The organism is Microbacterium sp. AZCO (assembly GCF_039614715.1).
Lineage (GTDB): Bacteria > Actinomycetota > Actinomycetes > Actinomycetales > Microbacteriaceae > Microbacterium.
The window spans coordinates 2,598,127-2,619,511 of the sequence record NZ_CP154857.1 but is presented as its reverse complement, the minus strand read 5'-3'; the positions used below and the strand labels follow the sequence as shown (position 1 = coordinate 2,619,511).

Sequence of the window (21,385 nt, the reverse complement as noted above, 5' to 3'; positions counted from 1 at the left end):
CCGGCCTCGATCCGGGCGGCGTGTCGCCCGGACCACGAACCCCGCGGAGTCAGACCGTGCCGTACAGGCGGTCGCCCGCGTCGCCGAGACCGGGAACGATGTATCCCTTGTCGTTGAGCCGCTCGTCGAGCGCGCCGAGCACGAGGGTCACCTCGCGTCCGTCGACCTGGCGCTCGATCGCCGCGACACCCTCGGGTGCTCCGAGCAGGCAGATCGCCGTCACGTCCTGGGCCCCGCGCCGGAAGAGGAACTCGATCGCCGCACCGAGCGAGCCACCCGTCGCGAGCATCGGATCGAGCACGAAGCACTGCCGGTCGCTGAGGTCCACGGGGAGCCGCTCGGCGTAGGTCGACGGCTCGAGCGTCTCCTCGTTGCGCACCATCCCGAGGAAGCCGACCTCGGCCGTGGGGAGGAGCTTGACCATGCCCTCCAGCATCCCGAGCCCGGCACGCAGGATGGGGACGACGATGGGTCGCGGCTCGCTGATCTTGACGCCCGTCGTACGCGTGACGGGCGTCTCGATCTCGATCGGCGAGACGCTCACGTTGCGCGTCGCCTCGTACGCGAGCAGCGTGACGAGCTCCTCTGTCAGCTGGCGGAACACCGGCGAGGTCGTGCGCGCGTCGCGCAGCACCGTGAGCTTGTGCGTGATGAGCGGGTGGTCGGCAACGTGCAGGCGCATACGATCAGGCTAGTGCGTCCGCCCCGCGCCGCCAGAGGCGACCTCACCGCGCCGCCGGCCGGTCCTCCGCGTAGTGTTCACATGTGCTCCCAGGCCCCGCCGACCTCGCCGCGATGGATCGCGCGCTCGCGCTCGCGGCCGAAGCGGGCCGGGCAGGCGACGTGCCTGTCGGCGCTGTAGTCCTGGATGCCGCCGGCGCCATCCTGGGCGAGGGGCGCAACCTCCGCGAGGCCACGGGCGACCCCACGGCGCACGCCGAGGTCGTCGCGCTGCGGGCGGCCGCGGCATCCCTCGGCTCGTGGAATCTCGAGGGGTGCACGCTCGTGGTGACCCTCGAGCCGTGCCTCATGTGCGCGGGGGCGGCGCTGCAGTCGCGCGTGTCGCGGGTAGTCTTCGGCGCCTGGGACGACAAGGCCGGCGCCGTCGGCTCGATGTACGACGTCGTCCGCGACCGCCGGCTGCCGTACCGCGCCGAAGTGGTCGCCGGCGTCCGCGCGGACGAGGCATCCCTTCTCCTGACGTCCTTCTTCGACCCGCTGCGCTGAGCAGCCCGCGCTGTCGCACCGACGAGTCTTGACGGCGGTCATCCGGCGGCGAACAATGCAGCCGGGGGCCGCAGGATCCGGACGCGCTGAGCGCGTGACTTGGGGAGATGAGTCATATGCGGCGAGGGGTCGCAGTTCTTTCTGCTGTGCTGATGCTGATGCTGTTCCCGGCTTCGCCGGTGCTGGCGGCCGGAGGCGGATCGCCTTCGGAGAAGGACGCGGGGGAGGAGAGTCAGGAGGTCGCTGACGCGGCCGACTGGTTCATGTCGCAGCGGCTCGCGCCGAACGGCGCGGTCGACCCCGCGGCGTACGCGGCGGGCGCGTCGCAAGCACTTGCTCTGCCGCAGGTGGCCGGCACGTGGACCGAGCGCACCGCGCGACCCGGCACCGACGGGAACGACTTCACGGACTCGCCCCAGTACATCGACCCGACGAGCGGCTTCAGCAACTCCGGAGCCGGCAGCCGGTGGGTGTCGGGTCGCATGACCGCGATGGCCGCCGCACCGGACGGGACGCTGTTCGCCGGCGCCGCTGACGGCGGGGTGTGGAAGTCGAGCGACGGCGGCCAGCACTGGACTCCGACGACCGATCAGCAGAAGACGCGCTCCATCGGAGCGCTGCTCGCGACCGGCTCCGCCAGCGGCTACACGATCTACGCGGGCACCGGTGAGGCCAACACGAGCCAGGACAGCTACGCCGGCATCGGTGTGCTCGCCTCGCACGACGGCGGTGCGACGTGGCAGCAGGTCGGCGGATCGGAGCTGAACGGCGCGCTGATCTTCCGGCTGGCACAGGACGGCAGCACGCTGTTCGCAGCCACCTCGCACGGCCTGTACACCTTCGACACGGCGGCGGCCGCGTCGACCTGGACCGCCGTGCTGCAGCCGGCCGGCCCCCCGAGCGATGGGAAGAACTTCAACCTCGTCGTCGGGAACATGATCAGCGACGTCGCCGTGCGCCCGGGCACCGACGGCCGTCAGGTGGTGGCGGTCGCCGGCTGGCGCGGCGGCTGGCCCACCAACGGCCTGTACCTGTCGAACGACGCCGGGGCGCACTTCACCTACCTCGCCAACCCGCAGGGATGGGTGCCGCCCAAGGCCGAGGGGCGCACGACGCTCGCGTACTCGGCAGCCGGAGATCGCCTCTACGCCATCGTGCAGAGCCCGTATCTGCTCAACGTCGGCACCAACGCCAAGACGCTCCTGCAGGGCATCTACCAGTCGAAGAACGGCGACCCGACCGGTCCGTGGACCAAGGTCGCCACGTCCAGCAAGCTGGCTTCGAGCGGCTCGGCGCAGACCATCTCGAGGATCGGGAAGGGCTACGGGCCGGGCGTCCAGGCCTGGTACAACCAGTTCCTCGTGGTCGACCCGGCGAACAAGGACCACGTCTACGCCGGCCTCGAGGAGGTCTACGAGACCCAGAACGGCGGCGCGGGGTGGAACACCGTCGGCCCGTATTGGAACTTCGGCTTCAAGTGCTTCGCCTACGTGCCCTTCGAAGGCACCTGCAACCACGACCAGACGCACTCCGACCAGCATGCTGCGGTCATCGCGGGCGGAAAGCTCTATGTCGGCAACGACGGTGGGGTGTATGCCCGTTCGCTGACGGATCACAATGTCGGCGACTGGGCCAACCTCAACGCGCACCTGAACGCACTGCAGTACTACGGTGCGCAGGGCAGCGCCGACTCGACGATCTACGGCGGCCTGCAGGACAACGGCAGCAACAAGGTCTTCCCGACCACCGGCACGGTGCTCGACGACCTCGGCCGGCCCATCAGCGTCAGCTCGGTCCAGGTGTTCGGCGGCGACGGCGGGTACACCCTCGTCGACCCGGGCAACTCTCAGAACGTGATCACGGAGTACACCGAGCTCACGGCACTGAAGTCGACCGACGGCGGGGCCAACTGGCAGGACATCGCGCCTGCCGATCCCGGTGCCCGCTTCATCGCTCCCATCGTCATGGACCGGACGGACTCCCGGCATCTCGTGGCGGGCGGCGCGTTCGTGTGGAACTCCGACGCGGGCGTCGCCGGCACCACCGCGAACACCGGCGCGTCGACGGATTGGAAGAACGTCTTCGACGTCCGCACGGCCCTGGGCGGAAACCCGCTCTCCCAGGTGACGGCGCTCGACGGGGTCACGGTCGGCGGCACGCAGTACATCGCCGCCGCGTGGTGCGGGGCCTGCAACCCGAGCTTCCCGAGCGGCACGGGATTCGCGGCCGGCGTCGTGATGCTGAACAACAGCGGCGGCAGCTGGCATGCGACCGCGCAGGAGTGCACGGGAAGCGCGGCCTGCCCGAACGCGGGCCTGCCCAACCGCTATATCACCGGCATCAAGATCGACCCGGCCGACCCGACGCACGCCTACCTGTCACTGTCCGGCTACTCGCGGCACTGGATCATCGGTCCCGATGATCCCGGCGTCGGTCACGTGTACCAGACGACGACGGGCGGCTCCTCCTGGACCGACATCTCGGGGAACCTGCCCGACATCCCGGCCAACGACATCGTCCTGAACGGTCACGCGCTGATCGCGGCCTCCGACATCGGCGTCTACACCTCGGCCGACAACGGCGGCACGTGGAGCAGGCTCGGCACGAACCTGCCGAACGTCGTGGTCAGCCAGATCCTCGTCGACCCCAACGGCGAGCTCGTGGCCGCGACGCACGGTCGCGGGATCTGGACGACCCGGGCGCCGGGAAGCTGACGCCCCTGGCCGCGGCGACCGACGGCGCGATCAGTCCTCGGATCTGAGGACGATCTGCTCCGTCGGCGGCGCGGCCGCGGTGGGCTTGATGATGTCGGGCTCGAAGTAGATCACGCGGGCGATCGGCACGGCCTCGCGCACGCGGGATTCGATCCGGTCGATGTCGGCCGCGACCTCGCCGAGTGAGAGGTTCGAGGCGAACCCGAGCTTCGCTGCGACGAGCAGCTCATCGGGACCGAGGTAGAGCGTGCGGATGTGGATGATCTTCTCGATCTCGCGGCCGCCCTCGATCGCGGCGACGATGCGGTCCTGGTCTGCGCGCGTCGCGCCCTCGCCGACGAGGAGGCTCTTCGTCTCGATGCCGAGCACGATCGCGACGAGCACGAGGAGCGTGCCGATCATGATCGTGCCGATGGCGTCGAAGACGGAGTTGCCCGTGATCGCCGTGAGGCCGACGCCGAGAAGCGCGAAGGTCAGGCCCGTGAGAGCGGCGACGTCTTCGAGGAGCACGACCGGCAGCTCAGGCGCCTTCGCGTGCCGCACGAACGACACCCACGACTGGCCGCTGCCTCGGACGTGATTGCTCTCCTTGATCGCGGTGCGCAGCGAGAAGGATTCCAGTGCGATCGAGATGACAAGCACGGAGATCGGCACCCAGATGTTCTCGAGCTCGTGCGGGTGGGTGAGTTTCTCGACGCCCTCGTAGATCGAGAACAGCCCGCCGACCGAGAACAGGATGATGGAGACGACGAAGGCGTACACGTACCGCTCGCGTCCGTAGCCGAAGGGATGCTCCGCGTCGGCCTTGCGACGCGACTGCCGGCCGCCGAACAGCAGCAGCAGCTGGTTGCACGAGTCGGCGACGGAGTGGATGGCCTCGGCGAGCATCGACGCCGAGCCCGAGACGAACCACGCGACGAACTTCGCCAGGGCGATGCCCATGTTCGCCAGGAACGCCGCGATGATGGCTCTGCCGCCGCCGGATGCACTCATGGCGACGAGTCTATTGATGCCGCGCACCCCGCCTTCACGGGGTTGACGTCGCGGCCTGAGCTCAGTCGGCGGAGCGGAGGATTATCGCCTCGGTCGGGGGCGACGGCTCGCTCGGGTGTCCGACGTAGCCGATCACCTGGAGCAGCGCGTGACGGAACTCCGCCGGACGCTCGAGGTGTGCGGAGTGGCCCACGTCGTCGAGCGCGATCTCTCGGTACTCCCCGCCGCGCGCCGCGTACTCCTCGAGCACATCGCGCGTCTGCGACACCATCTGCTGAGCGGGTGCGACCTCCTCCCCGGGCCAGTCGGGAACGATCCCGAGTGCGCCGAGGTGGTTGTAGTCGTAGAACGACGCATCCGAGACGATCGCATCCGCGACGCCGTGGATCCAGAGGATCGGCGGCTTCGGGTCGAGGTCGACGATGCCCGAGACGTTGAAGTGCTTGGGCGCCATCGTGTTGAGCACGCCCACGGTGCCGGCGCCGAAGCCCGGCCAGTTCTCGCTGTCGACCGAATCTCCGGGGTAGTTTCCCGTCGCTGTCGACGTCGAGAGGATCGACTCGACCCAGACGTCCTCGTGCTCGGTCGTGTACCCGGGCGCGACATATCCGGAGCGGAAGACGTTGCGCGGCGAGGTCGGCGCCTCGTCGCTCGTGTCGTGGTCGATGAGGCGCTGCACGAAGTCCGGATTCGCGGCTCCGCCGCCCGCGCCCGCATCGTCGTCGGTGAGGCGGCTGCCGTCGCGGCGCGTGCCGCCGAAGCCGTACGGCGAGACCGGAGACTGGAGTGTGAGGCTCAGTGCCGGGTGGTCGAGCGCGTACTGCATGACGACGCCGCCGCCCATCGACCAGCCCACGAGATGAGCGCTCGGGATGCCGAGTGCCTGGAGAGTCTCGTACACGTCGTCGCTGAAGTCCCGCACCCCGCGCGTCGCATCGATGGGGGCGTGCTCGGTGCCGCCGTACCCGCGGAGGTCGATCGCGATGGCGCGCAGATCGTGGGGGAGATCCTGCATGATCTCCTGCCAGAACAGCGACGACGACCCGTTGCCGTGGATGAACACGACGGTGCGGTCGGGCGGTGTCTGGGGATCGTCTCCCGCGCGCTCGAGGATGTTCACGCTCAGTCGCGGGGTGTCGATGAGTCGGGCAGTGATGCCGTCGAACAGTGTCATGGAGCGTCCTTCGGGTTCGCCGCGACGGGCTCCGGCGCCCCTCGCCACCTCGACTATAGCCCCCGAGCGGATGTCGCTGAACGACCTTTCAGGTCGGCGGCGGCCGCCCGCGTCTCAGGCCTCCGGGGCGCGCTCTGCGGGCATCGCGTGGGGTGCGTCGCCGAGATATGCGGCCACGGTGGCGGAAGCGGCTCGCTCCGCCGTCGCGGGGTCCGCGCCATCGGCGATGTGGGCCTTCGTCCACCCCTCCGCGGCGCGCCGCGTGAAGAGGCGGCCCTCCTCGGACAGCATCCACGCCTGGCCCTCTTCGGGCGTCGGACCGTCGGCCGCCGATCCGAGGTGGAGCGCGAGGCCGAGCAGTCCGGAGTCCCAGCCGATCCCCGTGGCGGACGGACCGAACTGGTCCCACATGCCGTCGGGGACGTCCGAGACCGCCGCCACGTGCTCGAGTTCGAGTCGCGTGCGCTCGGCGGAGAGCGCCGTGAGTCGAACCGTGATCCAGGTGACTCCGCCGCCGAACTCCCAGGTCGCGCGGTACGACGCCTCGCCGCCGGACGGCGGGTCGCACGCGAGCACCTCGCCGCCGGCGTTGCCCTCCAGCTGATACCGGCCGCCGAGGTGCAGGTCGCCGCTGATCGGGAGGAACCACCGCGCGATGCGATCGGTCGTCACGGCGTCCCACACGTCCGCGAGATCGCTCGGGTACTCCTGTGCGAGCCGCTGCACGCGCACGGCCTCGCCGTCGCGCTCCGTCGTCTCGACGCCGCGATCGACGGCCTCGATCTGTGCGTTCACGTCAACCATGTGAGTTCTCCTCGGTCGTTCCATCCAGGTCGGGGGATGCCGCGGCATCCTTCTCGTCGTCTCGTCGGGGCTTCCCGCGTGCGGGCTGTTCGTCTCGCAGCCGTCGCTCGCGCCGGCCGCGCGCGAGCTCCGTGCCGAGCGCGTCGAGCGCGGGCTGCCAGAACCGGCGGAAGGGATCGAACCAGGCATCGGCCGCCTGCAGCGGCGCCGGATCGACGGCATACAGGCGACGCGTGCCGTCGGCCCGCACGGTGGCGAAGCCGGCATCGCGAAGGACTCGCAGGTGCTGCGAGACAGCCGGCTGCGAGATGCCGAACTCACGCTGCACGACCTCGCCGATCGCTCCCGCGCTGCGCTCGCCGTCGGCGAGCAGCTCGACGATCCGTCGCCGGACGGGATCGCCGAGGATGTCGAGCGCGTGCATGTGTCCAATGATTGCATCCGCACTTATATAAGTAAAGACGCAAACCGTCCCCATTCCGGCCATCTCGTGCTCATAGGATGACCCTCATGTCCGACTCCCTTCCCCCTGTTGCGATCCTCGGCGCCGGTTCGATGGGAGGCGCCATCCTCCACGGACTCGCCGGCTCGGGCCTCGCGGCCGGAGGCATCACCGCCACCAACCGCACCGCGGCCAAAGCCGCCGAGCTCGCCGAGATCCCGGGCGTGACCTCGGTCTCTCTCGAGCAGCAGCCGGAGGGGAACGGGGATGCCGCCGCAGCCGCCGACATCGTGCTCGTCGGCGTCAAGCCGGCCATGGTGCCCGACCTGCTTCGTGAGATCGCGCCGCGACTGCGTCCCGGGACGATCGTGGTGAGCCTCGCCGCCGGGGTCACCATCGCGACGTACGAGGGGATCCTCGGGGACGGCATCCCCGTGCTGCGGTCGATGCCCAACACGCCCGCTCTCGTCGGACGCGCTGTGACGGGGCTCGCCGCCGGCTCGGCGGCGACACCTGACGACGTCGCCGTGGTGCGACGCCTCTTCGAGACCGTCGGGACGGTCGTCGAGGTTCCCGAGGACAGGATCGACGCACTCTCCACGATCTCCGGCTCGGGGCCCGCCTACGTCTACCTGCTGATCGAGGAGCTCACCGAGGCCGCGATCGGAAAGGGCTTCAGCGAGGAGCAGGCCCGGCTCATGACCGAGCAGACCTTCATCGGCGCCGCCGCGCTGCTCGAGGCATCCGGCGAAGATCCCGCCGAGCTGCGCCGACGCGTCACGAGCCCCAAGGGCACGACCGAGCGCGCGATCGCCGTGCTCAAAGGAGGGAACCTCGCGGGCCTCTTCGCCGAGGCGACGGATGCCGCGCTCGCGCGCGCCCGGGAGCTCGCCGCGGGAGCGTAGGCGCTCGGCCCCCGAGCCTGTCGAGGGGTCGAAGGCCAGGCCTGCGCGGAGAGGACAGTAGAGTCCGAGCATGGGTCGACAATCCCCGGCGCCCGCTCGCGCACGCACCCGGCGGACGCGGCCCGCGCGCAGCGTCGTGACGGGGTTCGGCGCTGCCGTCGTGGTCGGCACGGGGCTGCTGATGCTGCCCGTCTCCGCTCGATCGGGCGAGGTCACCGACTTCGTGAACGCGCTGTTCACCGCGACCTCTGCCGTGTGCGTCACGGGGCTCACCGTGGTCGACACGGCGACGCACTGGTCGCTGTTCGGCCAGATCGTCATCATGCTGCTGATCCAGATCGGCGGTCTCGGCATCATGATCTCGGCGGGCGCGATCGGGCTCGTGCTCGCACGCAAGATGAGCGTCGCGGGCAGGCTCACGGCCGCCGCCGAAGCGAACGCCCTCGGGCTCGATGACTTCCGCGGCCTCATCCGCAACATCGTCCTCGGCTCCCTCATCATCGAGGCGATCACGTTCGCTCTGCTGTTCACCCGGTTCCTGTGGGGCTACGGGTACGGGGTCGGCCAGGCGGCGTGGCTGGGGCTGTTCCACTCCGTCTCGTCGTTCAACAACGCGGGGTTCGCCCTATTCAGCGACAATCTCATCGGCTTCGCCGCCGACCCGTTCATCTGCCTCCCGATCTGCGCCGCGATCATCCTCGGCGGACTCGGCTTCCCCGTCCTCATGCAGCTGCGGAGGGAGTTCTCCCATCCGCTCCGCTGGACGATGAACACGCGGCTCGTGCTGTCGGCGTCCATCGTCCTGCTGGTGGTGGGCACCGCGTACATCACCGCGCTGGAGTGGTCCAACCCGCGGACGCTCGGCGCCTACGATCCCGCGGCACGCATCCTGATCGGCTTCTTCCAGTCGGTGCAGACCCGAACCGCGGGCTTCAACTCGGTCGACATCGGCCGGCTCCACGACGAGACATGGGTCGGCATGGACGTTCTCATGTTCATCGGCGGCGGCCCGGCCGGCACGGCGGGCGGCATCAAGGTGACGACCTTCTCGGTGCTGTTCTTCATCCTGCTCACGGAACTGCGTGGCGAGGCATCCGTGCACATCTTCGGAAAGCGTCTGTCTCGCGCCGTGCATCGCCAGGCCATCGCCGTCGTCCTGCTCTCGATCGCGGTGGTCATGGGCGCGGTCATCGCGCTCATGCTTCTGACCGGCTACCGATTCGACCGCGTGCTCTTCGAGGCGGTCTCGGCGTTCGGCACGGTCGGACTCACGACGGGGATCACGTATGGCCTGCCTCCCGCCGCCGAGCTGATCCTCGTCGTGCTGATGTTCGTCGGCCGCATCGGGCCCCTCACCATCGGCTCGGCCTTCGCGCTGCGAGACCGCCCCATCCTGTACGAGTACCCCAAGGAAAGGCCCGCCATTGGCTAGATTCGCTCTTTTCGGCGACACCTCCCGCCGTATCGCCGAGGCGGACTCGGTCGCCGTCATCGGGCTCGGGCGCTTCGGAAGCGCCCTCGCCCTCGAGCTCATGGACGCGGGCACGGAGGTGCTCGGCATCGACACGGACGACGAGCTGGTGCAGGCCCACAACGGGCGCCTCACCCAGGCGGTGCGGGCGGACTCGTCGAAAGAGGAGGCACTGAGACAGCTCGCGGTCGACGAGTTCGACCGCGTCGTCGTCGCCATCGGCGACGACGTCCAGGCATCCATCCTCACCTGCTCGATCCTGCTCGGGATGAAGATCCCGGTGATCTGGGCCAAGGCGGTGAGCGAGCGCCACGGGCTGATCCTTCAGCAGCTCGGCGTGCACCACATCGTCAATCCGGAGGAGGACATGGGCAGGCGCGTCGCGCATCTCGTCCGCGGCGCGGCGATGGACTACCTGGAGATCGAGCCGGGATACTCCCTTGCGAAGATCGTGGCGCCGGCCAGCATCCAGGGGGTTCCGCTCGGTGAGACGACGATCCGCCAGCAGTACGGGATCACCGTGACCGCCTTCCGCCCGGTGCCCGGGACGTGGCAGAACGCCGACAACCAGACCGTGCTGTCGGAGGGCGACACCGTCATCATCGTGGGCACTACGCCACGCGTGGAGGCCTTCGCGCAGCTGCGGTGACGACCCGGGATCGGCGGGTCAGCGGTCGAGCGACGCGAAGCGCTCGATGTCGGTGTTCGTGCCGGACACGATGATGAGGTCGTGGTTCGTCACGACCGTCGTGGCCTCCGCATAGCGGAAGGCCTTGCCGGGGCTCTTCACGCCGACGACCGTCACGTTGTACTTCGACCGCACGCCGGACTCGTTCAGTCCGACGCCGCGGATGAACTTCGGCGGGTACATCTTGGCCAGCACGAAGTCGTCGTCGAAGCGGATGAAGTCGAGCATCCGTCCGCTCACCAGGTGCGCGACGCGCTCGCCCGCTTCGCGCTCGGGGTAGATGACGTGGTTCGCGCCCACGCGGGCGAGGATCTTCCCGTGCGACTGCGAGACGGCCTTCGCCCAGATCTGCGGCACCTTGAGATCGACGAGGTTGGCCGTGATGAGCACGGACGCCTCGATCGACGAACCGACCGCGACCACGGCGACCTGGAAGTCCTGCGCCCCGATCTGCTTGAGCGCGTCGATGTTCTTCGCGTCGGCCTGCACGGCGTGCGTCACGCGCTCCGACCACTTCTGCACGAGCTCGAGGTTCTCGTCGATCGCGAGCACGTCGCGGTCGAGGCGGTCGAGCTCGCCGGCGCACGCAGCGCCGAAGCGGCCCAGGCCGATGACGAGGACGGGTGCGTCGCCGCGGATCTGCTCAACCAACGATCGGCCTTTCCACCGGCAGCGAGTACAGCTGCGAACGTGATGTCGCGGCCACGGCCGCGGCCAGGACCGACGTGGGGTGATGGGTTCTACCCAACGATCGGCCTTTCCACAGGCAGCGAGTACAGCTGCGAACGTGATGTCGCGGCCACGGCCGCGGCCAGAGTCACTGTACCAACGCGCCCCATGAACATCGTCAGCGCCATCACGTAGATGGCGGGGTCGGGGAGGGATGCCGTCAGCCCGGTCGAGAGGCCGACCGTCGCGAAGCCCGAGATGACGTCGAAGAGCACGTCCTCGACGTGCGCCCTCGTGAGGTGCGTGATGACGATGGTGGACAGGGCGACGATGGTCGCGCCCCACGCGACGACCGACAGCGCCACGCGCTGGACATCACTCGGGATGCGGCGCCCGAAGGCCTGCACCGACTGGCGGCCCTTCGCCTCCGACCACACCGCCAGCGCGAGGACGGCGAGCGTCGTGACCTTGATGCCGCCGGCCGTCGAGGCCGAGCCGCCGCCGACGAACATGAGCATCGAGCCGACGACGAGCGACGAGCCGTTCAGGTCGCCGACGTTGATGACCGAGAAGCCGCCCGAGCGGGTCATGGCCGAGAGGAAGAACGACTGGAAGACGGTGTCCCAGGCGCCGAGGCTGCCGAACGTCTTGGGGTTGTCGTACTCGAGGGCGAGGAACGCCGCCGCTCCGACGAAGAACAGGAGCACCGTCGTGATGAGCGTCAGCTTCACGTGCAGCGACCAGCGGCGGATGTGCCACTGGGTGCGCCAGAGGGCGAGGATCACGGGGAAGCCGATCGAGCCCAGGAACACGCCCGTCATCATGACGGTGAGGAAGAAGTAGTCCGTCGCGAAGGGCTCGAGTCCGCCGGCGTTGGGGGTGAAGCCCGTGTTCGTGAAAGACATCGCCGCGTAGTACGGCGCCTCCCATAGGGCGACGAGGGGGTCGACGCCGGCCAGCAGGATCGACGGGTACATCAGGATGGCGAGCCCGGCCTCGATGATGAGGGTCGAGAGCGCGACGGTCCGCAGCAGCAGACCGACCTCGCCGAGACGCACCGTCTGCCCCTCGTTCACGGGTCCGCCGTGCGCGCGCATCGGGTTGGTGTCGCCCGCGGCGATGAGCTTGGCGCGCAGGCCGAGACGCTTCGAGATGATCAGGCCGAGGATCGAGGCGAGCGTCAGCACGCCCAGGGCGCCGACGTTGACGCCGATGAAGATGATGACCTGGCCGAAGGGCGACCAGTAGGTGCCCATGTCGACGGTCGAGAGGCCCGTGACGCAGATCGTCGACACGGCCGTGAAGAGCGCGTCCGCGAGGGGCGTGCGCTCGCCGGACGCGCTCGCCGCGGGAAGCGACAGCAGCGCCGTGAACACCAGGACGAGCGCGGCGAAGACGAGCACGGCGAACCGCGCGGGAGAGGAGGTCGTGAGCCCGCGCAGGTCGTCCCAGAGGCGCTCGAAGAAGCGCCGGGTCCCGAACTTGGAGAACGGGCTGACGGGATCCGCCGCCATGGTTCGCCACCCTTCGCTCGCGGAAACCCCAGTCATAGTACTTCGCCGGGCGCGCGGCTAGTCTGTCGACATGGCGGACATCTTCGACGTGATCGCAGACGGCACACGGCGCGAGATCCTGCAGCTTCTGCTGGCCCGGTCGGCAGACGGACAGACCGGCACGAGCGTGTCGCACATCGTCCACGAGCTCGGTGTCAGCCAGCCCACCGTGTCGAAGCACCTCAAGGTTCTGCGCGAGGCGTCGCTCGTATCGGTGCGGGAAGAGGGGCAGCACCGCTACTACAGCCTGTCGCCCGCGCCGCTCGACGAGGTGGACGACTGGCTCGTGCCCTTCCTGGTGGACGACGAGGTCGAGGACGACTTCCTCGCGTCGGCAGCGGCGGCAGCCCTGCCGGATTCGGCGGCGCACGCGGCCGAGGTCGTGGGCCGCGCCGCGGCATCCGCGAAACATGCCGTCGCGAGTGCCTTCAAGAAGCTCCCCGGCCGCTGATCGGCCGAGGAGCTCCGGGTTCTACGGGGTCGGTGCGGGGCTCTCCCCGTCGTCTTCTCCGTCGTCCTGGCCCTGACCTTGACCGAGGCCGTGGCCGTGACCCTGCCCGCGCTGCCCCTGGCCGCGCTCGCCGTCCCGCCAGCCCGGCGGAAGCTGCCCGTCCTGCGAGCCCGGGCCGACCATGACGAACGATGATCCGGCGTGGTGCGCGCCGAACCACCATCCGACGGCGGCGCCGCCCGCGAAGGTGAGTCCGAGCAGCAGCAGGCCGCCGACGATCGAGCCGATGATGACGCCCACGTGCGAGCGCCCGGCGGGCGGCGGCTCCGCGCCGGGGTAGCCCGGGCCCGGGGGCGGCGCCGGATAGCCGGGAGTCGCGTAACCGCCGGCCGCGTACCCGGCCGGCGGGTAGCCGCCCGGCTGAGGAGCCGCGGAGGGGTAGGCGCCGGGGTACGCGACCGGCTGCGGGGCTCCGACCGGGTAGGCGCCGATCGGATACGCGGCCGCCGGATACGCCCCCGCCGGGTGAGCGCCCGTGGCGTGGAAGTCGCCCGCGTACGGGCCGCCGCTCTGCTCGCCGGTCGGATACGGCACTGTCGGGTGCGTCGCGGGATCGGACGGGAGGGGATGCTGGGGGCCGGCCGGCTCCGCTGCCGGCTGACGAGTCTGGTCGTCCATGCTGACAGTGGAGCCGCCCGCCCCCTGCAGAGGCGCAGAGACAGCTATGGATCAGCTGGGAATCTGCGGCCGGCTCAACGCCGGCCGGCCTTGCGCCGGAACAGCCATGCCCCCCACACGAACGAGATCGTGAGGATCAGCAGGCACCAGAAGAGCGCCCACCACGCCTCGTCGCCGACGGGGGTACCCATGAGGAGGCCGCGGATCGTCTCGATGATGGGCGTGACCGGCTGGTTCTCGGCGATCCACTGCAACCAGTCCGGCATCGTCTCGACGGGCACGAAGGCGCTCGACAGATACGGCACGAACAGGATGATGAAGCCGTAGCCACTGGCCGCCTCGGGGCTGCCCGCCGCGAGCCCGATCGCCGCGAACAGGTAGGTGATCGTCAGGATGTAGAGCGCGATCATGCCGATCGCCCCCGCCCACCCCCAGAAGCCCGCTGTGGGCCGGAAGCCCACGAGGAGTGCCACGCCGATCACGACGGCGGTCGCGAGGAGGTTGCGGGCGAGGCTTGCGACGACGTGGCCGGTCAGCACCGCACTCGAGCGGAGGGGCATCGTGCGGAACCGGTCGATGATGCCCGTCGACATGTCGCGTGCGACGTAGACGGCCGTCGAGGCTGCGCCGAAGCCGGCGCACAGGAGGATGATCCCCGGCACGACGTAGTCGACGTACCCGCCCGACGGGTCGATCGCATTGCCGAACACCCAGGTGAACAGCAGCATCAGCATGACGGGGAGCATGATCGCCATGGAGAGCGACTCCCCGTCACGCAGCGAGTGCGTGAGGCTCCGCCGGACGAAGACGGACTCAGCCGTGAGCCCTGCGATGCGGGGCCGGGCGAGCGGGGCCGGGGCGGCGAGCGCGGTCATGCGGACTCCTCGACCAGTTCGGCGGAGCCCCCGGATGTGAGCGACAGAAAGACGTCGTCGAGGCTGGGGCGGCGCAGCGTCACGACGCCCTCCGCGCCCGACTCGTCGAGCACGTCGAGTGCGCGTCGCAGACCCGACACCGACCCGTCGGTCGCCACCTCGCGCAGAAGGCTGTCGTGCCGATCGCGCAGCTCCACGACGTCGCCGCCGATACGCGACTTGAGCACCGCGGGCGTGTCGTTCGCCACGATGCGGCCGTCGTTCAGCACGGCGACGCGGTCGGCGAGGTGGTCGGCCTCCTCGAGGTACTGCGTCGTGAGGAAGACGGTGGTGCCGGCGTCGGCCAGCGTGCGGATGACCTCCCACAGCTCTCGGCGACTCTTGGTGTCGAGGCCGGTCGTGGGCTCGTCGAGGAAGAGCACCTCCGGCGCGACGACGAAGCTCAGCGCGAGGTCGAGACGCCGGCGCATGCCGCCCGAGTAGGAGCGGACGCGGCGGGTCGCGGCGTCCACGAGTTCGAAGCGGTCGAGCAGCTCACCCGCCCGCACGCGCGCGGCGCGCGGGGTGAGCCCCGACAGGCGCCCCAGCATGACGAGGTTCTCGATGCCGGTCAGGACGTCGTCGACGGCCGCCGACTGACCTGTCAGCGCGATGCGGCGCTGCACCTCGCCGGGGAGGGAGGCGACATCGAATCCCGCCACGACGGCGGAGCCCGCATCCGGCCTCTGCAGCGTCGTGAGGATCGAGATCGTCGTGGTCTTGCCCGCGCCGTTGGGTCCGAGCAGAGCGAAGATCTCGCCACGGGCGACGTCGAGATCGACCCCGGCGAGGACCGATTGACGCCCGAAGGCCTTGTGCAGACCGCGGACGGTGATGGCGGCATCCATTCGTCTTCCTTTCTGTGTATGGCGGAAACTGTTTATGACGGTAACACACTGTTTATCGGATATACAGTCCTAGACTTGCCGCATGAGCGAACCGGGCGAACTCGACCTACCGCGCGGCATCGCGCTCGCGTGGGGCATCGCCGCGGACCCGCAACGCGGTCCCAAGCGGGAGATGAGCGTCGAGCGCATCGTCGAGGCCGCGGTGGAGATCGCGGATGCCGAGGGCCTGGCCGCCGTATCGATGTCCGCCGTCGCCTCTCGGCTCGGGTACACGCCGATGTCGCTGTATCGCTACGTCAGCGCGAAGGAGGATCTCGTGCTGCTCATGCAGGAGGAGGCGACGGGGCTCCCGCCCGCGTCGATCCTCGAGCCGGACGGCTGGCGCGAGCGGCTCGAGCGGCTGTATCGCGAGCTGGTCAACGGCTACCTCCGGCATCCATGGGTGCTCGACGTGCCTATCAACGGCTCGCCGACGACACCCAACAGCGCGGCGTGGATGGACACGGGACTGAGTGCGCTCGCCGACACGCCCCTCTCCTATGACGAGCGGCTCGCCGTCGTGCTTCTCATCACGGGGCACTCGTACTGGACGGGGCGAGTCCTGGCCGGCTTCGCCCGCACGCAGCGCACGACGGGCGAAGGCATGGCCGACATCGTGGGGCGAGAGGACGCGCTGTACCGGGAGCTCGTGACGCAGGATGCCTACCCGCACCTGCGCGCCGCGATCGACGCGGGCGTCTTTCTCGACGAGACCGACCCGTTCGCCTTCTCCGTCGCACGCAGCCTCGACGGCGTCGCGGCATACACCGCGTCGCTCGCGCAGGGTGCGCCGCACGAGCCGCAGCCGGAGTGGATCACCCTCCCCGGCGCCGAGCTCGCCGCCGACAAGAAGTTCCGCGAGGCCCAGCGGGGGGTTCGCGACGCCGAGCGGGCCCTCCGGGAGGCGCGACGTCACGAGCGGCAGGCGGCGCGCGAAGCGGCCGAACGTCTGCGACGTGCCCGCACGGATTCGTGATCCTGCCCCAGCAACCACATCAGCAACACCGGTTTACATGCGTTGCGCCGCGGTTCTAAGATCAGCACAGCATCGACTCGAGGTGCGCAGGGGGAGACGAGTGATCCATGGCCGAGCTGCCTGACGTGCGGTTCCTCACGGTCGCCGAGGTGGCCGAGCTCATGCGCGTGTCGAAGATGACCGTCTACCGTCTCGTGCACGCCGGCGAGCTGCCGGCGGTGCGGTTCGGACGCAGCTATCGCGTGCCCGAATCGGCGGTCACAGAGGCCCTGCAACGTCCGGTCGCCGACGTCGGCTAGACTGCTACGAGGCATTTTTCCGTTTTGCCCGTTCCCGGGCGCGATTCGCACCGCGTCCAGACCCCGATCTAGTGAGGTTTTCCGTGGGTTCTGTCATCAAGAAGCGCCGCAAGCGCATGGCGAAGAAGAAGCACCGCAAGCTGCTTCGCAAGACTCGCCACCAGCGCCGCAACAAGAAGTAAGCGGCCAGAACACCAAGCGCCTGTCCTCGGATGGGCGCTTCGTGTTCTCCCCGGAATCCCGCACAGACCACGAAGAGGACCGATGCAGACCATCACCGTCCACGAGCTCCACGGCCGCACCGACGTGCCCCTCATCGACGTGCGCGAGGCTGACGAGTTCGCGGCAGGGCACGTGCCCGGCGCCGTGAACCTGCCGATGTCGTCGATCGGCGATCGGCTGCACGAGCTGCCGGAGGGCGCGTTCGACGTCATCTGCCAGGTCGGGGGTCGATCTGCGCGCGTCGTTCAGGCGCTCGAGGCCCGCGGCTACGACGCGACGAACGTCGAGGGCGGCACGGGGGAGTGGGCCGCCGCCGGCTATCCCATCGAGCGATGACCGCCCGCTGATCGGGAGCGCGCACGCCGGGCGCCCGGGCGGCGCGCGCGAGTGCTGAGCCGAGGAATTCACTCCGCTCGTACGATGGAAGGGTGACGACCCTCACCCTCATCGGCAAGCCCGACTGCCACCTCTGCGATGTGGCGCGGGAGATCGTCGAGAACGTCGTCGCCGACCTGCCGGAGGGTGCGGTCGAGGTCGATGAGCGCTCGATCGCCGACGACCCCGCGCTCTACGAGCTGTGGTGGGAGAAGATCCCCGTCATCCTCATCGACGGCAGCCTGCACGCGCACTGGCGCGTCTCGCCCGACCGCCTGCGCGAGGCGCTGACCGCCGCGGCTGGCTGATCTCACGAGGTCGCGAACGTGGACGCCGGAGTTGCGGCGCTCGGTGTGGAAGCGCTTCCAACTTTGCTTCGAATGCGCGAGATGCGCATGAGCCGAGATGCGGAATATTCGAGAATTCTGACTTGAGTGTCAATGCAAGCGCTTGCTATGGTTCCCTCACCGGTCGTCGAAGTCCGGGCCCACTGACGTTCGGCAGCCCACAAGGCCGCCTCCTGAGAACCGCGATGCTGCGAGACGTCGGAACCGCCCCGGTGCCCCGAACCAACTGAGCGAGGCTGCGCCTCGCGTCTGGAGCATCATGTCTCTCAGCAAGAACTTGTCCCTGCCCACGCGACTCCTCGTCGCGCTGGGTGTCGCGATCGCTCTCCTGGGCGGTCTCCTCGTCGCCTCCGCTCCTTCCCCCGCGCACGCCACAACGCCTCCTCGGAGCGGCAAGGACGTCATCCTCAACCTCTTCCAGTGGACCTGGGACTCCGTGGCCGCGGAGTGCACGTCCACGATCGGACCGTCCGGGTACGGCTACGTGCAGGTGTCTCCGCCCCAGGAGACCATCCAGGGCGCGCAGTGGTGGACGTCCTATCAGCCCGTGAGCTACCGCCTCGACTCGAAGCTCGGCACGCGCGCCGAGTTCGCCGCGATGGTCGCGGCATGCAACAGCGCGGGGGTCGGCGTGATCGTCGATGCCGTCATCAATCACATGAGCGGCGCCGACATCGGCAGCGGGACCGGCGTCGCCGGCAGCTCGTTCGGCGTCGACTCGTTCCCGGCCGTGCCCTACGGGTTCAACGACTTCAACGACTGCCGGGTCGACATCAGCAACTACAAGGACCGCGACAACGTGCAGTTCTGCCGCCTGAGTTCGCTCCAGGACCTTCGCACGAGCTCCGACTATGTGCGCACCAAGATCGCCGGCTACCTGAACGACCTCATCTCGCTCGGTGTGTCGGGCTTTCGCATCGACGCCGCCAAGCACATCCCCGCTGCAGATCTCCTCGCGATCAAGCAGAAGCTGACGAACCCCAACATCTACTGGGTGCAGGAGGTCATTCGAGGAGCCAACGAGCCGATCCAGCCGTCCGAGTACCTGGGGTCGGGCGACTCGCACGAGTTCGACTATGCGCGTCGGCTCAAGGCGGACTTCGACGGATCGATCGCGAACCTGAAGGACATCGCGAACGGGCTCCTGCCGTCGACGGGCGCAGGCGTGTTCGTGGACAATCACGACACCGAGCGCAACGGCGAGACGATGAACTACCAGTGGGGTGCCAAGTACCTCCTGGCGAACATGTTCATGCTCTCCTACCCCTACGGCTCGCCCGCCGTCTACTCCGGATATGCGTTCACCGGCTCCACGAAGGACACCGGCGCGCCGGGCGCATCGGCGACGAGCGTCCCGGACGCCGACTGCTCGAACACGGCCTGGCAGTGCACGCAGCGCAAGCAGGAGATCCGAGGCGCAGTCGCCTTCCACAACGCGGTGACCGGAACGGACCTCAACAACTGGTTCGACGACGGCTCGAATGTGGTGGCGTACGGCCGCGGTGACAAGGGCTTCGTCGCGATCAACAACACCAACGCGTCGGTGACGCGGGAATTCGCGACAGCCCTCCCGCCGGGCACGTACTGCAATGTCGTGTCGGCGGGTGGATGCTCCCAGAGCTTCGCCGTGTCCGGCGGAAAGGTCACGCTGACGATTCCCGCCTATGGCGGAGTCATGCTCAAGGGCACGGCGACTCCCCAGACGCCGACGACCGTGTACTACTCCACGGCGAAGGGCTGGTCGTCGTACTTCGTGCACTACCGGGTGGGTTCGGGCGCGTGGACCACGGCTCCCGGTGACGCGATGACGGCGGCGTGCGCCGGCTGGGTCTCGCGCACGGTCTCGGCGAACGGGCAGACCGTGACGGCGGCGTTCACCAACGGCTCCGGCACGTGGGACAACAACGGCTCGAACAACTACTCCCTCACGGGAGCGGACGTCGCGGTCTCGGCGAACGGCACCGTGACCGGGGGAAACCCGTGCACCACGCCGCCGCCCAGCTCCACGACCGTGTACTACTCCACGGCGAAGGGCTGGTCGTCGTACTTCGTGCACTACCGGGTGGGTTCGGGCGCGTGGACCACGGCTCCCGGTGACGCGATGACGGCGGCGTGCGCCGGCTGGGTCTCGCGCACGGTCTCGGCGAACGGGCAGACCGTGACGGCGGCGTTCACCAACGGCGCCGGCACGTGGGACAACAACGGCTCGAACAACTACTCCCTCACGGGAGCGGACGTCGCGGTGTCGGCGAACGGCGCCGTCACGGCCGGCAGCCCCTGCACGTCACCACAGCCAGGAGCCGCGTTCGGCGTCGCCGCGACCGTCAGCGCCGGGCAGTCGGTGTACGTCGTCGGCGACATCGCGGCGCTCGGGGCGTGGGCTCCTGGGAACGCCGTCGCCCTCACGGCGAACGGCTCGACGTGGACGGGCACCGTCGGCCTCCCCGCGGGGACGACGTTCCAGTACAAGTACATCAAGCGCACGACCGCCGGCGCCGTCACCTGGGAGAGCGGCGCGAACCGCACCGCGACGGTCGGCGCGAACGGATCCGTGACCCTGTCCGACACCTGGCGGAACTAGGCCGTGTTGCTAAACGCGATCGGGACGTTCGCGGGTGAGTCTTTAGGCGTGTCGCGTGAGGTGATCTCGGATGAGACGTGGGCGGTGATCGGGCCGTTGTTTCCGACGGTGAAGTCAACGGGGCGGCCACCTGTGGACCGCCGGACTGTGGTCGAGGCGACCGCGTGGCGGTTCCGCACGGGTGCGCCCTGGCGGGACGTTCCGGAGCGGTACGGGAACTGGAACACGGTCTATAAGAACTTCAACCGGTGGGCCGAGGCGGGCGTGTGGGCTCGGGTGCTGGAAAAGGTGCAGTCCCTCGCGCAGCGGTCGGGTGACCTGGACTGGGTGGCGTCGATCGACTCGACGATCGTGCGAGTTCATCAGCACGGTGCGACCCTGCCGCGGACCGCGGGGGGCGCTGTCGAACTACACGAAGTTCGGCCTGGAGCCCGCTGATCACGCGATCGGCCGCTCGCGGGGCGGGCTGACGACCAAGAATCACTTGGTCTGCGACGGGAAGGGACGCGCGCTGGCATTCATCCTGACCCCAGGGCAGGCCGCCGACACGAGCATGCTGCCCGCCACGCTCGCGCAGATCCGCGTCCCGGGTGTCGCCGGCCGGCCGCGCACTCGCCCGGACCGCGTGCTCGCCGACAAGGGTTACCCGTCGAAGGCGAACCGGGCCTGGCTGCGGACGCGCCGGATCGCCGCGACGATCCCCGAACGCGACGATCAGATCGCTCACCGCCGCAAGCGCCCGGGTCGGCCGATCGACTTCGGCGAGACCCAACGCGATCGCTATCGCGGACGCAACGTCGTCGAACGCTGCTTCAACAAGCTCAAGCAGTGGCGAGGGATCGCGATGCGCTCAGACAAGACCGCCCGTAACTACCACGCCGGACTCTGCCTCGCCGCGACGCTGCACTGGCTCACCAGCGCCTTTAGCAACACGGCCTAGGGCGCGACCAGACCGGCCGGGGGCCGCGGTATCTCAGGCCGCGGTCCCCGGCCTTCCACGGAGGGTGGCTTCGCT

22 protein-coding genes and 1 pseudogene are annotated in these 21,385 nt (G+C 69.3%); 13 read left to right on the top strand and 10 right to left on the bottom strand.

The window, feature by feature from the left end:
* Positions 1 to 49: 49 nt before the first annotated feature.
* Complete coding sequence (upp, locus tag AAIB33_RS12115) at positions 50 to 682, bottom strand: uracil phosphoribosyltransferase (RefSeq protein ID WP_345800208.1); 633 nt, start codon at positions 680 to 682, stop codon at positions 50 to 52.
* Positions 683 to 795: 113 nt separating this feature from the next.
* On the opposite strand from upp, the gene AAIB33_RS12110 reads away from it, so the two are divergent.
* Both AAIB33_RS12110 and AAIB33_RS12105 read left to right on the top strand, forming a co-directional pair.
* On the top strand, positions 796 to 1,227 hold the full coding sequence (locus AAIB33_RS12110; protein ID WP_345803431.1) for a nucleoside deaminase: 432 nt from the start codon (positions 796 to 798) through the stop codon (positions 1,225 to 1,227).
* 152 nt (positions 1,228 to 1,379) lie between these two features.
* Positions 1,380 to 3,941: a hypothetical protein gene (locus AAIB33_RS12105; RefSeq protein ID WP_345800207.1), complete on the top strand. Its 2,562-nt coding sequence runs from the start codon at positions 1,380 to 1,382 to the stop codon at positions 3,939 to 3,941.
* Between the two features lie 30 nt (positions 3,942 to 3,971).
* Here AAIB33_RS12105 and AAIB33_RS12100 read toward each other — a convergent pair whose 3' ends face one another.
* From AAIB33_RS12100 to AAIB33_RS12085, 4 genes are all read right to left on the bottom strand, one after another.
* The gene (locus AAIB33_RS12100) at positions 3,972 to 4,934 is read right to left on the bottom strand and encodes a cation diffusion facilitator family transporter (protein ID WP_345800206.1); all 963 of its coding nucleotides are present in this window, start codon (positions 4,932 to 4,934) and stop codon (positions 3,972 to 3,974) included.
* Between the two features lie 61 nt (positions 4,935 to 4,995).
* A complete protein-coding gene (locus tag AAIB33_RS12095) occupies positions 4,996 to 6,108 on the bottom strand; it encodes an alpha/beta hydrolase (protein ID WP_345800205.1) in 1,113 nt (370 codons plus the stop codon).
* Between the two features lie 114 nt (positions 6,109 to 6,222).
* A complete protein-coding gene (locus AAIB33_RS12090; RefSeq protein WP_345800204.1) occupies positions 6,223 to 6,912 on the bottom strand; it encodes a polyketide cyclase in 690 nt (229 codons plus the stop codon).
* Positions 6,905 to 7,336 carry a metalloregulator ArsR/SmtB family transcription factor gene (locus tag AAIB33_RS12085; RefSeq protein WP_345800203.1) on the bottom strand — a complete coding sequence of 144 codons (432 nt, stop codon included), beginning with the start codon at positions 7,334 to 7,336 and terminating at the stop codon, positions 6,905 to 6,907. The genes AAIB33_RS12090 and AAIB33_RS12085 overlap by 8 nt, the downstream gene beginning before the upstream one ends.
* An 86-nt stretch (positions 7,337 to 7,422) precedes the next feature.
* Between AAIB33_RS12085 and proC the strand changes: the two genes are divergently transcribed.
* From proC to AAIB33_RS12070, 3 genes are all read left to right on the top strand, one after another.
* On the top strand, positions 7,423 to 8,259 hold the full coding sequence (proC, locus tag AAIB33_RS12080; protein ID WP_345800202.1) for a pyrroline-5-carboxylate reductase: 837 nt from the start codon (positions 7,423 to 7,425) through the stop codon (positions 8,257 to 8,259).
* Between the two features lie 70 nt (positions 8,260 to 8,329).
* Positions 8,330 to 9,691: a potassium transporter TrkG gene (locus AAIB33_RS12075; RefSeq protein ID WP_345800201.1), complete on the top strand. Its 1,362-nt coding sequence runs from the start codon at positions 8,330 to 8,332 to the stop codon at positions 9,689 to 9,691.
* Positions 9,684 to 10,379: a TrkA family potassium uptake protein gene (locus AAIB33_RS12070; protein WP_345800200.1), complete on the top strand. Its 696-nt coding sequence runs from the start codon at positions 9,684 to 9,686 to the stop codon at positions 10,377 to 10,379. The genes AAIB33_RS12075 and AAIB33_RS12070 overlap by 8 nt, the downstream gene beginning before the upstream one ends.
* Before the next feature lie 18 nt (positions 10,380 to 10,397).
* On the opposite strand, the gene AAIB33_RS12065 is transcribed toward AAIB33_RS12070, so the two are convergent.
* Positions 10,398 to 11,069: a TrkA family potassium uptake protein gene (locus AAIB33_RS12065; RefSeq protein WP_345800199.1), complete on the bottom strand. Its 672-nt coding sequence runs from the start codon at positions 11,067 to 11,069 to the stop codon at positions 10,398 to 10,400.
* A gap of 89 nt (positions 11,070 to 11,158) precedes the next feature.
* Positions 11,159 to 12,601 carry a potassium transporter TrkG gene (locus tag AAIB33_RS12060; RefSeq protein WP_345800198.1) on the bottom strand — a complete coding sequence of 481 codons (1,443 nt, stop codon included), beginning with the start codon at positions 12,599 to 12,601 and terminating at the stop codon, positions 11,159 to 11,161.
* 70 nt (positions 12,602 to 12,671) lie between these two features.
* On the opposite strand from AAIB33_RS12060, the gene AAIB33_RS12055 reads away from it, so the two are divergent.
* Positions 12,672 to 13,091 (top strand): metalloregulator ArsR/SmtB family transcription factor, encoded by a 420-nt coding sequence (locus tag AAIB33_RS12055; RefSeq protein ID WP_345800197.1) that lies wholly within the window; start codon positions 12,672 to 12,674, stop codon positions 13,089 to 13,091.
* Between the two features lie 21 nt (positions 13,092 to 13,112).
* Here the strand turns inward: AAIB33_RS12055 and AAIB33_RS12050 are convergent, their stop codons facing one another.
* From AAIB33_RS12050 to AAIB33_RS12040, 3 genes are all read right to left on the bottom strand, one after another.
* The gene (locus tag AAIB33_RS12050) at positions 13,113 to 13,769 is read right to left on the bottom strand and encodes a hypothetical protein (RefSeq protein ID WP_345800196.1); all 657 of its coding nucleotides are present in this window, start codon (positions 13,767 to 13,769) and stop codon (positions 13,113 to 13,115) included.
* A gap of 74 nt (positions 13,770 to 13,843) precedes the next feature.
* Complete coding sequence (locus AAIB33_RS12045) at positions 13,844 to 14,644, bottom strand: ABC transporter permease (RefSeq protein WP_345800195.1); 801 nt, start codon at positions 14,642 to 14,644, stop codon at positions 13,844 to 13,846.
* Positions 14,641 to 15,531, bottom strand: coding sequence for an ATP-binding cassette domain-containing protein (locus AAIB33_RS12040; protein ID WP_345800194.1), 891 nt, complete (start codon positions 15,529 to 15,531; stop codon positions 14,641 to 14,643). The genes AAIB33_RS12045 and AAIB33_RS12040 overlap by 4 nt, the downstream gene beginning before the upstream one ends.
* Positions 15,532 to 15,613: 82 nt before the next feature.
* Here AAIB33_RS12040 and AAIB33_RS12035 point away from each other — a divergent pair, with 82 nt between their 5' ends.
* The 7 genes and pseudogenes from AAIB33_RS12035 (at position 15,614) to AAIB33_RS12005 (ending at position 21,310) form a co-directional block, all read left to right on the top strand.
* Positions 15,614 to 16,546 carry a TetR/AcrR family transcriptional regulator gene (locus AAIB33_RS12035; RefSeq protein WP_345800193.1) on the top strand — a complete coding sequence of 311 codons (933 nt, stop codon included), beginning with the start codon at positions 15,614 to 15,616 and terminating at the stop codon, positions 16,544 to 16,546.
* A gap of 107 nt (positions 16,547 to 16,653) precedes the next feature.
* Positions 16,654 to 16,845, top strand: a complete 192-nt coding sequence (locus AAIB33_RS12030) for a helix-turn-helix domain-containing protein (protein ID WP_165128062.1) — start codon at positions 16,654 to 16,656, stop codon at positions 16,843 to 16,845.
* A gap of 83 nt (positions 16,846 to 16,928) precedes the next feature.
* Positions 16,929 to 17,027: an AURKAIP1/COX24 domain-containing protein gene (locus tag AAIB33_RS12025; RefSeq protein ID WP_003792170.1), complete on the top strand. Its 99-nt coding sequence runs from the start codon at positions 16,929 to 16,931 to the stop codon at positions 17,025 to 17,027.
* 82 nt (positions 17,028 to 17,109) lie between these two features.
* Positions 17,110 to 17,403, top strand: a complete 294-nt coding sequence (locus AAIB33_RS12020; RefSeq protein WP_345800192.1) for a rhodanese-like domain-containing protein — start codon at positions 17,110 to 17,112, stop codon at positions 17,401 to 17,403.
* 92 nt (positions 17,404 to 17,495) lie between these two features.
* Positions 17,496 to 17,750, top strand: coding sequence for a glutaredoxin family protein (locus AAIB33_RS12015; protein WP_345800191.1), 255 nt, complete (start codon positions 17,496 to 17,498; stop codon positions 17,748 to 17,750).
* Between the two features lie 298 nt (positions 17,751 to 18,048).
* Positions 18,049 to 20,370: a carbohydrate binding domain-containing protein gene (locus AAIB33_RS12010; RefSeq protein WP_345800190.1), complete on the top strand. Its 2,322-nt coding sequence runs from the start codon at positions 18,049 to 18,051 to the stop codon at positions 20,368 to 20,370.
* Between the two features lie 48 nt (positions 20,371 to 20,418).
* Positions 20,419 to 21,310: pseudogene (locus tag AAIB33_RS12005) on the top strand (IS5 family transposase).
* Positions 21,311 to 21,385: the final 75 nt, after the last annotated feature.

Bases quoted from the DNA above. Each gene is read 5' to 3' on its own strand.
- AAIB33_RS12105 (WP_345800207.1), top strand. From the start codon at position 1,380: ATGCTGATGCTGTTCCCGGCTTCGCCGGTGCTGGCGGCCGGAGGCGGA.
- AAIB33_RS12040 (WP_345800194.1), bottom strand. From the start codon at position 15,531: ATGGATGCCGCCATCACCGTCCGCGGTCTGCACAAGGCCTTCGGGCGT.
- AAIB33_RS12110 (WP_345803431.1), top strand. From the start codon at position 796: ATGGATCGCGCGCTCGCGCTCGCGGCCGAAGCGGGCCGGGCAGGCGAC.
- AAIB33_RS12010 (WP_345800190.1), top strand. From the start codon at position 18,049: ATGTCTCTCAGCAAGAACTTGTCCCTGCCCACGCGACTCCTCGTCGCG.
- AAIB33_RS12085 (WP_345800203.1), bottom strand. From the start codon at position 7,336: ATGCACGCGCTCGACATCCTCGGCGATCCCGTCCGGCGACGGATCGTC.
- AAIB33_RS12060 (WP_345800198.1), bottom strand. From the start codon at position 12,601: ATGGCGGCGGATCCCGTCAGCCCGTTCTCCAAGTTCGGGACCCGGCGC.
- proC (WP_345800202.1), top strand. From the start codon at position 7,423: ATGTCCGACTCCCTTCCCCCTGTTGCGATCCTCGGCGCCGGTTCGATG.
- AAIB33_RS12035 (WP_345800193.1), top strand. From the start codon at position 15,614: ATGAGCGAACCGGGCGAACTCGACCTACCGCGCGGCATCGCGCTCGCG.
- AAIB33_RS12090 (WP_345800204.1), bottom strand. From the start codon at position 6,912: ATGGTTGACGTGAACGCACAGATCGAGGCCGTCGATCGCGGCGTCGAG.
- AAIB33_RS12050 (WP_345800196.1), bottom strand. From the start codon at position 13,769: ATGGACGACCAGACTCGTCAGCCGGCAGCGGAGCCGGCCGGCCCCCAG.
- upp (WP_345800208.1), bottom strand. From the start codon at position 682: ATGCGCCTGCACGTTGCCGACCACCCGCTCATCACGCACAAGCTCACG.
- AAIB33_RS12020 (WP_345800192.1), top strand. From the start codon at position 17,110: ATGCAGACCATCACCGTCCACGAGCTCCACGGCCGCACCGACGTGCCC.
- AAIB33_RS12055 (WP_345800197.1), top strand. From the start codon at position 12,672: ATGGCGGACATCTTCGACGTGATCGCAGACGGCACACGGCGCGAGATC.
- AAIB33_RS12030 (WP_165128062.1), top strand. From the start codon at position 16,654: ATGGCCGAGCTGCCTGACGTGCGGTTCCTCACGGTCGCCGAGGTGGCC.
- AAIB33_RS12075 (WP_345800201.1), top strand. From the start codon at position 8,330: ATGGGTCGACAATCCCCGGCGCCCGCTCGCGCACGCACCCGGCGGACG.
- AAIB33_RS12045 (WP_345800195.1), bottom strand. From the start codon at position 14,644: ATGACCGCGCTCGCCGCCCCGGCCCCGCTCGCCCGGCCCCGCATCGCA.
- AAIB33_RS12095 (WP_345800205.1), bottom strand. From the start codon at position 6,108: ATGACACTGTTCGACGGCATCACTGCCCGACTCATCGACACCCCGCGA.
- AAIB33_RS12100 (WP_345800206.1), bottom strand. From the start codon at position 4,934: ATGAGTGCATCCGGCGGCGGCAGAGCCATCATCGCGGCGTTCCTGGCG.